Here is a 14,715-nt window from a genome sequence, read left to right as displayed (position 1 = left end):
GTCTAATGACCCCACATAGTAACCACCATCAAAAATCAAATTTCAAATTACAGATTTCAGATTAAAGGTTCGTTAAATATTGTTGGGTTCGTTAATTTCGTTGAGTTCGTTAGATTTATTGAGTTCATAGAGTTTATTGAGTTATTAAGTTTGATAGTAGCTTGTCCAAAGTAGAGAAATCAAAAATTAAACATCAAAACTTTAGATTCCAGATTGCAAATTACATTGTGCGGTTTGGTTGCAGAAGATTTTGAGAAGCTGTATTTTTTGTTATGGAAGAATAAATATATAGTAAAGTTTGTTGAATCATTGATGTAAACTGATGGTGGTGGGTCATTGATGTAAACTGTAGCTTGGCTGTCTTCCCTTTTAGCAACTGGTGTAATTGCATCACCCCAAAATTTAATTGTTAGGTATGGTTTAAGGTCTGGATACCATTCATTTGATTCTGGTATTTTCCAGTGTATTACTATAATGAATGTATTGTCTTCCGGTGTTCCATTTCTGTAGGTTGTTGGATTCCATTTAACATTTATTTGTTTCATCTTCTGTGAATAACTGGCTTCTATAATTTGTGCAGGTTCAAGTACTCCGTCTGAAACATATATGGACTCAAGTTTAGGCATATTTGTGTGGCTGTAAAGTTTGGTTGGTTCTGGTATAGAGTGATACAGTCGTGCTGCATTAGTCTTCATAAATAAGTGGTATCCTGAGTAGTATCTTAATTTATTAGCTAATGGGTTCCATACCGGGATGATAAGTAGCTCTTTTGCTATTTTAGTGATGTATACGAGTGTACTGAATACAGCGTGTGTCAAATTAAATTGAGGCACAAATATTTCTTCTTTTTCCATTTCTCCATTGATAACTTTTAATACAGCTTCGTTTGTTCCCCTTGACTTAGGTTTAGTATATGCTTTGATGATTTTGATTCTATTCATAACAACTGAGCCTATATATTTAGCCATGATATTTAGCTTCTGGCAACCACTTTTTCCCTTTCTTATAAGGTGTAAATTGTGCTATCTCTTCTTCTGCTTTTTCTGCGTATGGTGGTATTATTGAGGTTGAATTAGAGAACCTGTCTTCTTTCCTAAAATATGCAAACACGATTGGCGACACTATTTCTGGCACCTCAATCTGTATTCTTACCCAATTTTTGTCTTCATTTGTTTGGTTGTCACAATCTTTAAAATGGTATAGTTTGAAGTTGTAAGTATCGAGCACTGCTATTCCAATTTTGCATTGTTCTACTTTTTGTAAGTATACACTCAATTTTTTATTTCTGTGATAGAATCTCGTATATATTTTAGGTGCTGGTATTTCTCCTTGAGTAATAATAAGGTGCTTCCACTTCCTTCTACCTCTTCTTTTAATTCTACATATCTTCTTTATGTTCATACCAATAAATATATTACTTGGTAAACAGTTTCTATTCTTTGCACTTTTCATCCATACCGGGTATATAAGGTCGTCTAAATGTGCATTTGCTATTTTAGCTAATATTCTAAATATTCTTTGTATCCTTTTTATTTTTTTATTCGTTTTTGTTGTACATCTGACAAGATTTCTAATTATTTGTTTTCCTCCCATTTTGAATAATACTACTCCTCTTGCATCAGGTCTCATATTGAAGTTAAACATTCGTTTAGCTTGTTCTGGTGTGAGTGATAATTTACCTGTAATCTCACCCCAAGGCGTAGGTTTAATAAGAATCATAAAGAGTCTAAAAGTCTAAAAGTCTAAAAGTTAAATCCATATTATAATATATTTTCTACATTTTTCTTTTTCATTCTAAATTTTTCTAAATTTTTTACTTCAAGTCCTTATTGGGTTAACGTTATCCCAAAAAATGAAATTTTTTTCCATTGTTCAAAACCCAATAGTAACAATTAAATCGAGTGTATCAAATAGTAGCGAATAATGCGAATATCTTTGATTAATTAGATTCTTCGCATAGTTTACCCTGAGCCTGTTTATGAGATTGCTTCCCACCACACTTCGCTCGTGCTCACAATGACAGGGAGTGGAGTCATGATGACATTGGGCAACCTCAAAGGTTGCTCCTACAGAATGACTGGTGTTGTCCCCATTTGTAAATTACAGATTACAGATTACAAATTACAGATTACAGATTTGATTTGACATTTCCTGATGCTGATAATAAACTAAAGCAATGAGTGGCATTTGTGGTGGCTATTGGTTGACTGGTAAGCCCAAAACTGGTCTTGTAAAGGATATGACTAAATTGATAAGCTATAGGGGTCCTGATGATACCGGCTTTTATTTTGATGACCGAGTAGTGCTTGGTATTGCCAGGCTTGCTATTATAGACCTTCGAAAAAATTTGTATCCTTTGCATAATGAGACTAAATCTATTCATCTTATCCTTGATGGTGAAATATATAACTTTAATGAACTTAAGGAAAGTCTTGTAAAATTGGGTCATAATTTTTACACTTCAACTGATGGTGAAGTAATTTTGCATCTTTATGAAGAAAGGGGAGCTTCATTGCTAAAAGAGCTCAATGGCAATTTTTCATTTGCTTTGTGGGATAGCAATAACAATAGACTATTACTTGCAATAGATAGGTTTGGTATAAAGCCATTATATTACTGTGTTGGTCCGGATAAACTTTTATTTGCATCTGAGATAAAGGCATTACTTGAGGATGAGTCTTTGTCAAATAGTCCGAATGATGCTCTCATTTACGATTTTTTAGTCACCGGTGTACATGACCATACAGATGAGACTTTCTTTGCTGGCATAAATAAACTTATGCCTGGTGAGTATGTGGTAATTGAGCGTGGTGAATTAAAAAAGAATAAATACTGGAAGTTAGAGGCAGTAGATAGTGAGCTTAAAAATGCTAAATCTACGATTCATAGGTTCTTTGATCTTTTTGAAGATTCTGTGCGTCTAAGAGTAACTGGTGAAGTAAAACCGGGTGCTTTATTAAGTGGTGGTTTAGATTCCTCTTCTGTAGTAGGTATGCTTAATAAATTTATGTCTCCTATAACATTTTCTTCTTGTCGTTCTGACCCGTATCTTGATGAGCGTAAATATATTGAGGCGGTGACCAAGAAATTATGTCTTAAAAGCAATTATGTCTTCCCTAAAAGTAGCGAATTATGGGGTGAGCTTGAGTCTCTCATCTGGCACCAAGATGAGCCTATAAGAGGGGCGAGTACTTGGGACCATTTTTCAGTAATGAAGTTAGCACATAAGAACGGTATAAACGTACTTTTTGACGGCACTGGTGGTGACGAGCTTCTATGTGGCTACACGTCGTATTTTCCACAATTCTTGTTTGAGCTTATTAAGGGATTTAATATGGTCAAATTTATTAAAGAGTTTATTTTTGGCTTTGACCTTGTAAGTTTAGCTATAAAAGAAAGACTCTTTGGAAAACAAAATCCAAAAGAATTTCTATCAAAAGATTTCATCTCCAAATTTGATGGTAGAGAGGGTCAAATTTTACTTGACCTTTTCCCTGCAAGTTTACAGGCTAAATCCTATTATGCAGTTACAAAGTACAGTTTAGTATTTCTCCTTAAAGAGACTGGCAGGAACTCATCTGCATTTGGTATAGAAGCGAGACTCCCCTTTTTAGACCACAGGTTAGTAGAATATGTTTTCTCGCTCCCCATAAGTTACAAGATGAGAGATGGCTGGTCAAAGTGGCTCCTTCGCAAATCTATGCGTGATATTCTTCCAGAATCTGTGCTAAATAGGCGTCGTAAAGTAGGTTTTGGTACTCCTGAAGCACGGTGGACAAGAGAATTGAGTAATGAAATAGAGTCACTTTTTAGTTCCACTAAATTCAAGTCTCGTCCGTATTGGGATGCAGAAAGAGTATTACTAAATTTCAAAAGGTTTTGTAAAGGTAAAAGAATGCAACCCGATTTCTTTTGGCGAGTGCTAAGCTTAGAAATATGGCTTAGAGTATTTTTCTCCTAAATAATGTTGGACAATTTGTTAAATTACAATATAATAAAATCTTAAAATGCTTTCATTTTTTCTTATCTTCCTGAGCTATATCCCTCAGAAACCCACTGAACTGCTTTACTCTGTTCATCATGATAGTTTAAAGTATCACTCCGAAATGGTTCAGAATGCCATTGGGCAACCACAATGGTTGCCCCTCCAGAAATCCATTGTTAAAATACATCCTTATTTTGTGACTGAGTTTCCATCTAAGTATGGTGAGAGAGTAGATTATATTATTATAACAACTGATGGCCTAATAGAATCATTTGAGCCTCTTTGTGCTTGGAAGACAGAAAAAGGTGTAAACTGTGTTATCCGTACTGTTGAATGGATATCCGCAAATTATTCTGGTTGTGATATCCCTGATAAGATTCGTAACTTTCTAAAAGATGCATACTCTGAATGGGGTACTAAATGGGTGTTACTTGGTGGCGATGTAACTGAAGTCCCAATAAGGTATGTACGTAGTAGAAATTATTATGAGGGTTGGTATGATATTCCAACTGATATGTATTATTCCTGTTTAAATGGGAATTGGAATGCTGATATGGATGGAGTTTGGGGTGAGGTTAGTGACGGTGTAGATTTAACAAGTAATTTATGTATTGGCAGGTTTCCTGGGTACACTCCTTTAGATATAGAGATAGTAGTAAACAAGACACTCAAGTATGAGATAGAGCCTGATACTGGCTATCTTAATAAGCTTCTTTTAGCGGGTGCTGATTTACATAACTCTCAGCCTCCTGGTGATGATGGTGCTCAGCACTGTCGTGAAATTGCAAGTAGTTTTCCGGATTATTTTAAGAAAGATTCGTTATACCAACTTTATGGCACTCTATCTAGCAAAGCACTGTTAGACTCATTAGAAAAAGGCTATGGCTTTGTGTATATTGCGGCGCATGGTATTGTATGGCAATCGATACAGTTAGCCGGTACCAAGCTGACAATGTCTGATATAGATAATTTAAGCAGTCCATTTTTCTTTATAACAGTTGTCAGCTGTTATGTTCATTGGATTGACTGGAATTGTTTATCTCGTCATTTTATGTTAAATCCTTGTGGTGGTGCTATTGGCTACCTTGGAGCTACAAGAGTAGGTTGGGACTATCAAGAATTAGAATTTAATAGATATTTCTATCAGTCACTTTTTACTGATAGCATTTTTTCATTTGGTGAGTTGTTAGCGGATGCAAAATCTAAGTTCTATGAGGCTCATTATCAGGGGGTGAATAATAGTGATAATAATTATCGCGACATCCTTTTTGATTATCTCCTTTTTGGTGACCCTGAACTTAAATTTTGTACCAATAATCCTGCCTCTTTAATTGTAAGTTTTCCACCAGTTGTGAATGTGGGAGAAGGAGAGATTGAGATAAATATTAAAGATTCATTTAATAATCCTGTTGATAGAGCATTGGTATGTGTCTCAAAGAAAAGTGAAGTCTATGCGAGAGGTTTTTCCAATGCAGCTGGTGAAATAGTATTTGGCTTGATACCTGAGTCTGCAGGCTCATTAAGTGTAGTGGTAACTAAGTCCAATTTTCTACCCTATAAGGGATATATAGTTGTGAATCCGAGTAAACCATTCGTAAGGTACAAGTCTAAGTCAATTGCTGGTGATGGTGTAGCTGATGCCGGTGAGCTAATCACCCTCTCACTCACTCTTGAGAACACCGGGTCTGGTGAAGCCAAATCTGTTTGTGCTAATCTTGTCCCTTCATCATTAGGGCTCTCATTACTTGATACTTTAGTGTGGTATGGGAATATACCTTCTGGTGAGAGTAAGACAAAAGACTATAGGATTCAGATAGATACAATGTTTCTATCAAATGCGGTTGATTTTTCTATATTTTCATATTATTCTTCAGATTCTTCCATAGATACTTTTAACTTAGAGATTCGGAGTCCAAAATTACTTCATTATAGTCATTCTACGGACAAGGATGGACTATATCCCGGCGACTCATTGAATTTAAGTTTCAGGCTAAATAATTTTGGTAATGGAGCTGCTAAATGTGTATACGCTAAACTGCGGTCACTAAATACGGAGCTTACTGTAATTGATAGCATAGAACGAATAAATGTCATAGAAGCGGCTGCGAGTGTATTTTGTCCTAATTGTTTTAAAGTCCTTGTAAATAATCCTATAGAAAACCCACAATTTGTGCTGGAACTCAATGATACACTACGAAGGGAATGGGTAGATACATTCTCACTAAGATTTCCACCTCCCCCTGATAGCCTTTTTACATTTCCTCATCCGCATGGAATAACCGTAGGGTGGCGTGCTCTCTCCAATGTCCGAGGCTATAATGTGTATCGGGCACCAGATTCTCTACTTTTGAATTCTTACCTAATAACAGATAACCCTGTATATGAAGATAAAGCGCTTGGCGCTTATGAACTTCGTTCCTATTGGGTTACTACAGTGGATAGTGATTGTAATGAGAGCAACTTTTCACCTTTTGTACTTGGCAAATCAAATCCAATGTTAAAAGCTGGGTGGCCAAAAACTGTACCAAGCACTTTCTTTTATGCTTCACCTGTGGTAGGTGACTTTGTTCCAGATTATCCTGGGCTAGAGATTGTGGCTGCCACTGATGATGGAAAGATTTACGCTTGGCATGCTGATGGCACTTCAGTATTACCGAACGGGACAGGTCTATTTGCAGAACTACCTGGAGGAATCTGGTCAACTCCTGCTATGGGAGATATAGATGGGGATGGTATGCTTGATATAGCTTGTGTTCCCTGGTGTGATAATGAAAGTCTATATGTATTTGGTGCAGATGGGACTTCTCTTACTGGCTTTCCTGTGATGATTGATGGTGGTAGTGGAACTATTATGAGCATAACTTTACAAGACCTTGATAAAGATGACAGGCTTGAAATTATATTCCTTGACCTTAATGGAAAAGTTTATATATTTAATTCAAATGGCGGCGGCTTTTTAAATTCTGATGGCTTCTTTGCACAAGCTGACCCCTATATTTTCTCATCTCCTTCAGTTGCTGATATAAACGTAGATGGCGAGCTTGAGATATTAGTGGGAGGCAGGGGCAAGGTTTACGCTTGGAATACTATTGGCGACCCATTACCTGGCTGGCCTGTTTATTCTGCATCTGTGAGTACAGAATTTTCAACTTCACCTGCAATTGGAGATGTAGACATAAACTATCCAGGGCTTGAGGTTGTAATTGCTGCATCAGATGATTCTGTATATGTGTTTCATTCTGATGGGAGTAGAGGTACAGGATGGCCTCAACCAATTACAGGATTCACAAGGGCATCACCCTCTTTAGGTAATCTTGACTCTGATATAGAACTTGAAATAGCAATAAAAGAGAATAATAGATATTATATGTGGAATCATGATGGTACACTTTGCCCCGGCTTTCCTATTATACAGCCACAACTTGATGAGACAACTCCGGAGGGGCCTTCACTCACTATTGGAGATATTGATGGCGATAATGAAGTTGAACTAATAGCTGGCGGCTTCACAGGTCACCTTTATGCGATTGAATCTGATGGCTCTTATACACTTGGCTTCCCTCTTTCCTGTGGGGGCACGATATACCCAGTTCCTACAATAGCAGATATAGACCTTGACGGTTTAAACGAGCTAATAACTGGTAATTCTATAGGAGAGATGCATGTCTGGTCAGTCTTAGGTAGCAGATTGGAGTGGGAATGTACTGAACACGACCGTTGGCATACTGGGCTATATGGATTTATTCCGCCTGATACAGTGTATGGAATAGAAACTGAGCTTGTTTGTGTTCCCCATTCTTTTAAGCTATTCCAGAATTCACCAAATCCATTCAGACAGAAAACTGTTATTCGTTATTCCTGCCTGCCATCAGGTACGGTGTTAAACGAAAACCGAAACGATTATACGATTAGCGATTTACGATTAACGATTTACGACTTATCTGGTAGATTAGTTCGCACATTTTCAATTAACCAATCAACTAATCAACTAATTAACTCTGTTGTCTGGGATGGTCGTGATAATCAAAATAAAAAGGTGTCAAGTGGTGTTTACTTTTATAGGCTTGAAGTAGGTGACTACAGATTAACTAAGAAGTTAATCCTCTTAAAGTAGCCCAGTATATCTCAAAACTCTATGTTTCAAACCTTCCTTTTCTGATAGGCTTTTCATTGTCTCAGTTTCAATTGTCCTTCCATCTGTTCTTATTATGATAGCTCCTTCTTCATCAGTACGTAATACCTTTGCACCTAAATTTTTATACCTTAGAATAACTGCATAATCGGGTTCTGCCCATGGATTTCTGCCACACGATATTACTGCAATCTCAGGTGCTATACTTGATATCCATTTGGAAGAGGAATATCTCTTATTTCCATGTTTTGGGATCATAAGTATAGTTGATTTTTGGTACTCTCCCTCTTTTACATCTCCTGGGAAAAGTAAGGATACATCCTTGTAATTAACTCTCAACCCGAGATTTGATTCATCCCCTGAATTAATGGTTTCAACTATATAGTCCTTATGACTTAAAATTGTATCCCTCTTTGAGATTGCTTTGCTACCGTTCGCAATAACATTTCCTGCAATAAGTTTACACTGGATATCCTTATAATCTACAAGCTTAAGTAAGCAGAGCCATGCCCAAGATGTATAGCATATGTTTGGTCCTATAAACTTTTTTATCTTAAAGTTTTCAACTATATATCTAAGTCCTCCAATTCTGTAAATCTTCGTATTTGTGGCCACAATGATATCTAAATTTGAAATTCCTTTTGCTCTTAAAAATGGTGCAACTATTCCTTCTCCTGTGTCAAATTCCTTTTGATGCGGCCCTCCATCAATTAAGACATTATAGTTATTGGGTAGCTCAATTAATGCACAATCACCGTGTCCAACATCAAGATAGGTTACCTCAATTTTTGGATTATTAATTTTATATACTCTTGACCATATAAGTGTGTTAAGTCCAAAAATGCAACTATATACAAAGACTTTTCTTGCTATCTTAGAAACCGGTGAATTTATTCCACTTAATAGTATGAGATAGAAGAACCCAATAAAAAGCACCGATGGTTTATGCACCCAGAAATATGCGTACGGGATTTGATTAAATAATTCTACTGTCTTAAGTGTAAAAGTAGTTGCTCCCCAAGCAACACCAGTAAATATATCAGTAAGAATTTTCAATGGTAAAAGATTAATAATACTCATAATAAAAGTCAAAGCAATACACACTCCGGCAAGTGGTATAACAATAAGATTTGCAATAATTGAGATGATAGGTACTCTATAAAAGTAATACGCTACAAGTGGCATAATCCCAATTTGTGCAGCTAATGATGCCACGAATATCCCCGCAAAGTATCTTGCTACATGGTTTTCCGGCTTTATAAATCCAAAAAGCACAGGATATATTTTAGGCATCAAATAAATAATAGATATAATAGAAATAAATGAAAGTTGGAAGCTCACTTCAAAGATGGCTTGTGGATTTATAAACAAAATAAAAAGAGCAGCGCAAGCTATTACATTAAGCATATCAGTATCTCTCTCTGTAGTTAAGCCTATCATTCCTATAATAGTCATTATAGTAGCTCTTACAATCGGTGGTCTCAAATCTAACATAAATGCATATATTATCAGAAACAGTAATGTAATAATTTGTGCAATAATTAATGAGATTCTAAATACTCTAAGGAACAAAAATACTATGGTAGCAATAATACCCACATGCAATCCTGATACTGCAAGGATGTGTATCGCTCCCGTATTTTGGAAGCATTCTTGGACCCTCTTTGGGAGCATTCCTCTCTGTCCTATTGTTATTCCTTTCAGGAAGCCTGCTTGATTATCAGATAAATAAGTATCAATTGTATTCCGGATGAATCTTTTAATTGGTAAAGCAACATTAGAAATAATTGCCATTCCTTTATCTTTACCAATAACCCTGATATTGCATGATTCCCATATATTCATCGTTCCATAGATATTCTTTCTCTTAAGATATGAACGATAATCAAAAGCGTCCGGGTTCCTCGTGAACTCTGGATACCAAAGTCTACCGTAAGCCTCTATTTGGTCACCATATTTGAACTTCAGATTAGGTGATTTCACATTAATTCGTAACTTCCCTGTCACCGCTTTGGTGTACTCAGGTGTTATTAAAGTTTCCGCTTCGCATTCAATTATAGTCTGCTCTATTCTAAAATCAGGCTCGGCTATAATTTTGCCCACAACTGCAACTTTTTTCTCAGGGTTAGTATAATTTATAATATGATTGGAAGGAAATAAAGTAGTGTGTAGAGTATAGGAGAACATTCCTGAAATCTCTACAATGATGAATATAACCGGGTTTAAAATTTTACTCCTTTCACCTGTTAATCCCACAATGAGATAAATTATGCAACTTCCAAGTAGTATGAAGCTAATCCAAACAAGCTGAATTTTTGTAAAATAGCTAATGAGAATTCCAATACAAAAAGTAAGTGTAGTTTTTAGGGCAGGTCTCCGCATACTCAAGCTCTATACTTTTGTGTAATAAAATCTTTCAGCTTTTGTTTAAATATTTCTTTGTCAAACTTGAGAGCTTGAGTACGGAGAATTTTGGGATTAAATTTAGAACGGTCAAATTTTTTGACTACCTCAATCAATGCTTCAGGAGTTTGAGGATAAAAGAAACACCCCGTCTCCCCTTCAATTACTGTTTCAAGTGCTCCCCCTGCTCTAAATGCAATGACAGGAGTGCCACAAGCTTGTGCTTCTAATGATACAATTCCAAAATCTTCTAAACTTGGGAATACAAGTGCTTGTGCCCTTTGATAATAACTTCTAACTTCAGAATCAAAAAGTGTACCAAGGAATTGCACATTTGGTCTTGCAAGTCTTTCGAGTTCCCATCGTGCTTCACCATCCCCAATTATAAGAAGTGGGAGTCCAAGTTTATTAAATGCTTTAACTGCTATTTCTACACACTTGTAATGCTTGAGTCTGGCAACTACTAAAAAATAATCTTGTATTTTAAGACTGGGGTCTGGTGCAAAAAATGTAGTATCACATGGTGGATATATTACTACACTCTCTCTGCGGTAGTATTTTAAAATTCTTTTTTTCACAGTGTTTGAAATAGTAACAATATGGTCTACCCTTTGCGTAGAGACTTCATCCCATAGCCTTATGTAATTCATCAAAACTCTAATTCCCAACTTAAATATTCTATTCTTTGTCCTCTTAACTCTTGAGTAATATTCTTCCCATGCAAATCTCATTGGATTCAAAATGTACGAAATATGCATCACTTCCGGTGTAGTTATAACTCCTTTTGCCCATGCAGAGGAGATAGAGAGGACTACATCAAAATCTTTTAGTTCAATTTGCTCAATTGCTGTCGGGAAGAGTGCAAAGTATTTTTCATAATGAGTTGATAGGAATGGTAGTTTTTGTATAAATGTAGGTGTGATATTCCATTCTTTAAAATGGGGGGGTAATTTTTTCAACTCGTAAAGAATAGTATAAACAGGGGCATCTGGCCAAATTTCGTGCGCTGCTTCTAATACCCTTTCTGCTCCTCCGTATTGGTTTAAATAATCGTGGATAATAGCAAGCTTCATAAAAACTCAAATCTCAAAACCTACCGTTTTAACACCCAACTTATTGAATTTTTTGCTAATCCTTATTTTCCTATACAAAATTCCGAGAATATGCGGTTCAAAATATCTTCAGATGTAATCTCGCCTGTTATCTCCGATAGGATATTGATAGCCTCTTTTATCTCGTAAGAAATGAGCTCATGAGCCAAATTATCGTCCATCCCTTTTTGTGCTTTTTCAACTCTGATATTTGCTCTCCTTAAAATATCAAGGTGTCTTTCTCTTGTTATAAGGGGCGACTCGTTGGCTCGTGAGACAAGTTTACTTATAGCAGTAGGAATTAAATCAATATTGTCGCCTCTTAAAGCAGAAACTGAAATAAGCGGAAACTCAAAATTTTGGCTATATTTAGCTGGAGTAAGGTCGCATTTGTTTAAAAGTCCTATAATCTTCTTGCCTTTTATATAAGTGAGAAGTTCAAAATCTTCTTTTAATATTCCATCACTTTTATCAAATACGAATAAAATTCCAAATGCTTCGTTAATTGCTTTCCTTGTTCTAAGAACACCTTCCTGCTCTATAGGGTTTGAGGTATCTCTCCACCCTGCAGTATCAACAAGCTTTATAGGAATGCCATCCACAGTAATATAGTCTTCTATTGTATCTCTTGTAGTGCCGGGGTATGGGGTTACAATTGCTTTATCTTTGGATAGAAGGGCGTTAAAAATGCTTGATTTACCAACATTTGTCCTACCAACAATTGGAAAGACTGCTCCGTTTCTAACAAGTTTACCAGATTTGCCAGATTCAATGAGTTTGACGATTTCATAGTTCACTTCGTAAGCAATTCTTTTAAGCTTTTCAGGATTGAGTTTTCCTATATTTTCTTCAGGAAAGTCTATTGAGAGTTCAAGAGCAGTTTCTATTTCAATTAATTTATCTTTAATCTCTTTTATTTGTGTAGAAAGTTTACCATCAAGTTGTGAAAGGGCAACTTCAATTGATTTATCTGTACGGCCGCGTACAATGTCAAGAACTGCCTCTGCTTGAACGAGGTCAATTCTTCCATTCAGGAATGCGCGTTTAGTGAACTCGCCGGGTTCTGCTAGCCGAGCACCACTTCGGAGAAGGAGGTCAAGTATATTTTTTAATACAGTAATCCCACCATGTGCATTTATTTCTATCATATCCTCACGAGTATAAGTATGGGGTTTCTTCATCACCATAAGTAATACTTCGTCTAATTCTTTTTTTGTGTCAGGCTCTATTATTTTACCGTAATGAATTGTGTGTGTCTTGGCTAAGAGGGGTTTTATCTTACCTTTAAAAATGTGGTCTGCAATCTTTATAGCATCGGGGCCTGAAGCTCTAACAATTCCAATTCCTCCTTCTCCAATTGGGGTAGCTATTGCAGCTATTGTATCCATTGCTCATCTCTTGAATATTCCTATTCTTACATTTCTAAACCTTGCAGGTGCAGTGCCATGACCTACCATCATTGTCTGACCAGGCTCCCCCTTCCCACAGTTCATTAGGCCATACATTTTCCAGAAATCTCTACTGCATATAGCATCACATGAGCTCCAGAATTCGGGTGTTATCCCTGTATAAGTTACATCTTTAACAACATCGCCTAATTTTCCATCTTTTATTTCACGAGCAAACTCTACACCAAACTGGAAGTTTTCCCTCATATCATCTATACTCCACGATTTGTTTGTCTGAAGGAAAAGTCCATGAGATGTGTCAGCAATAAGATCGGGCAATTTCCAATTTCCTTGGTCAAGGTTTATATTTGTCATTCGGATGAGAGGAATTCGATTCCAGTTAGCCGCTCTCATAGCACCTGAGCTTAATCGTTCAATTACAGGAGCAGTTTCTCTTGAACTCAGGTAGCCTACGAAAATGCCATCCCGGATTATAGGAGTAACTTGGGCTGGAATACCTTCATCATCCCAACCAAATGTTCCAAGTCCAAGAGGGACAGTGGCATCTGCAGTTACGTTTACAACTTCTGAGCCATATTTAAATTTGCCCAATTTATCAAGTGTAACAAATGACGTGCCTGCATATGAGGCTTCAGTTCCAAGTACCCTATCAAGTTCAACTGCATGTCCGATAGACTCATGGATTTGCAGTGCAAGCTGGTCACCATCAATTATTATATCTTGTTTTCCAGAAGGACAGGGCTTTGCTCTGAGGAGCTCACAGGCTTCATCTCTCACTCTTGGAGCATTTTGGAGTAGTTCTAAGTTATGAATGAACTCATATCCAGCAGCTCCGAAATTGCCATAAGAACGGCGCTGTAATTCGTCCTCTTTTATGGCAGTAGATATTATTTCACCACCAGAAATTAAAAGCTCCTGTTCTACTACAGAATGGTCGATTGAAGCAAAGATTTTATGAATGCGTCTGAACATTAGAACTGACTCTGCTACCTTAATATCATTAGATTCTCTTAAAATTTTATCTAACTCAAGAAGAAGCGAAACCTTTGATTCAAGACTTACTTTAAAAGGGTCTTTGTTATAAGGAGTTTTAAAAGTGCCCACAACATAAGATGCTGGTGCAAGGTTTACCCCACCTTTTTTCTTAGCTATACCTGAAGACTTCGCAATCTCAATTGCTTGTTTAATTACTTTATCCACCTCTTCATTTTTAAGACGTGAGCTTGAAGCAAATCCCCATCCGCCATTTAAAAGAACTATTACTCCAAATCCTATAGACTCGGCTATCTCAATACTATCAACTTTACCATTTTTAACAATTAGAGTCTCTTCATTGTTCTGTACAACTCTTACATTCCCATAATCAAGTCCTTGGGGCATACGAGAAACTACTAACTCTGCAAAAGTTTTCATAATTTCTTGTTAGAAATTTTAAACTAAAACTAAACAATTGTCAATTAAATAAAAAATTATGTAGTTATTATTTTAAAATGTTAAAGATAATTATTACGTGAAAACGTTAAATTTTTAGAAATGTTTTTTTTGATTTTAAAAAGCAACCTTCTAAAATTAAAATGATAGAAAGTTGCCACGAAAGAAAAGAAGTTTAATATTACAATGAGAGACCTCATAAAGTATGGAGTCTTGCAACAACTTCTGAGAGGAGAACTCAAAGGATATCAGGCAGCATCTCTT

8 protein-coding genes are annotated in these 14,715 nt (G+C 36.3%); 2 read left to right on the top strand and 6 right to left on the bottom strand.

The genetic code is table 11. The annotated features are described in order from the left end of the window. Positions 1-179 precede the first annotated feature (179 nt). Both QMD71_05740 and QMD71_05735 read right to left on the bottom strand, forming a co-directional pair. Positions 180-968, bottom strand: a complete 789-nt coding sequence (locus tag QMD71_05740; GenBank protein MDI6840330.1) for a hypothetical protein — start codon at positions 966-968, stop codon at positions 180-182. Beyond that, on the bottom strand, positions 961-1,719 hold the full coding sequence (locus QMD71_05735) for a hypothetical protein (GenBank protein ID MDI6840329.1): 759 nt from the start codon (positions 1,717-1,719) through the stop codon (positions 961-963). The genes QMD71_05740 and QMD71_05735 overlap by 8 nt, the downstream gene beginning before the upstream one ends. Before the next feature lie 457 nt (positions 1,720-2,176). Between QMD71_05735 and asnB the strand changes: the two genes are divergently transcribed. Together asnB and QMD71_05725 are read left to right on the top strand one after the other, a co-directional pair. Next, positions 2,177-3,961 carry an asparagine synthase (glutamine-hydrolyzing) gene (asnB, locus tag QMD71_05730; protein MDI6840328.1) on the top strand — a complete coding sequence of 595 codons (1,785 nt, stop codon included), beginning with the start codon at positions 2,177-2,179 and terminating at the stop codon, positions 3,959-3,961. A 46-nt stretch (positions 3,962-4,007) separates the two neighbouring features. Further along, positions 4,008-8,099 carry a C25 family cysteine peptidase gene (locus QMD71_05725; protein MDI6840327.1) on the top strand — a complete coding sequence of 1,364 codons (4,092 nt, stop codon included), beginning with the start codon at positions 4,008-4,010 and terminating at the stop codon, positions 8,097-8,099. On the opposite strand, the gene QMD71_05720 is transcribed toward QMD71_05725, so the two are convergent. The 4 genes from QMD71_05720 to QMD71_05705 all read right to left on the bottom strand — a co-directional run bounded on the left by QMD71_05720 (position 8,091) and on the right by QMD71_05705 (position 14,433). After that, complete coding sequence (locus QMD71_05720; protein ID MDI6840326.1) at positions 8,091-10,499, bottom strand: DNA internalization-related competence protein ComEC/Rec2; 2,409 nt, start codon at positions 10,497-10,499, stop codon at positions 8,091-8,093. The genes QMD71_05725 and QMD71_05720 overlap by 9 nt on opposite strands. Positions 10,500-10,501: 2 nt before the next feature. Next, on the bottom strand, positions 10,502-11,593 hold the full coding sequence (locus tag QMD71_05715; protein MDI6840325.1) for a glycosyltransferase: 1,092 nt from the start codon (positions 11,591-11,593) through the stop codon (positions 10,502-10,504). A 62-nt stretch (positions 11,594-11,655) separates the two neighbouring features. Then, a complete protein-coding gene (gene mnmE, locus QMD71_05710) occupies positions 11,656-12,999 on the bottom strand; it encodes a tRNA uridine-5-carboxymethylaminomethyl(34) synthesis GTPase MnmE (GenBank protein MDI6840324.1) in 1,344 nt (447 codons plus the stop codon). 3 nt (positions 13,000-13,002) lie between these two features. Further along, on the bottom strand, positions 13,003-14,433 hold the full coding sequence (locus QMD71_05705) for a TldD/PmbA family protein (protein ID MDI6840323.1): 1,431 nt from the start codon (positions 14,431-14,433) through the stop codon (positions 13,003-13,005). Positions 14,434-14,715: the final 282 nt, after the last annotated feature.

This window comes from bacterium (assembly GCA_030018315.1).
Taxonomy (GTDB): domain Bacteria; phylum Hydrothermota; class UBA3073; order JACQXS01; family JAGMCI01; genus JASEGA01.
Note: the sequence above shows the minus strand (reverse complement) of the source record. Positions and strands in the feature narration are given on the sequence as shown.

Bases quoted from the DNA above. Each gene is read 5' to 3' on its own strand.
- QMD71_05725 (MDI6840327.1), top strand. From the start codon at position 4,008: ATGCTTTCATTTTTTCTTATCTTCCTGAGCTATATCCCTCAGAAACCC.
- QMD71_05720 (MDI6840326.1), bottom strand. From the start codon at position 10,499: ATGCGGAGACCTGCCCTAAAAACTACACTTACTTTTTGTATTGGAATT.
- QMD71_05740 (MDI6840330.1), bottom strand. From the start codon at position 968: ATGGCTAAATATATAGGCTCAGTTGTTATGAATAGAATCAAAATCATC.
- mnmE (MDI6840324.1), bottom strand. From the start codon at position 12,999: ATGGATACAATAGCTGCAATAGCTACCCCAATTGGAGAAGGAGGAATT.
- QMD71_05715 (MDI6840325.1), bottom strand. From the start codon at position 11,593: ATGAAGCTTGCTATTATCCACGATTATTTAAACCAATACGGAGGAGCA.
- QMD71_05735 (MDI6840329.1), bottom strand. From the start codon at position 1,719: ATGATTCTTATTAAACCTACGCCTTGGGGTGAGATTACAGGTAAATTA.
- asnB (MDI6840328.1), top strand. From the start codon at position 2,177: ATGAGTGGCATTTGTGGTGGCTATTGGTTGACTGGTAAGCCCAAAACT.
- QMD71_05705 (MDI6840323.1), bottom strand. From the start codon at position 14,433: ATGAAAACTTTTGCAGAGTTAGTAGTTTCTCGTATGCCCCAAGGACTT.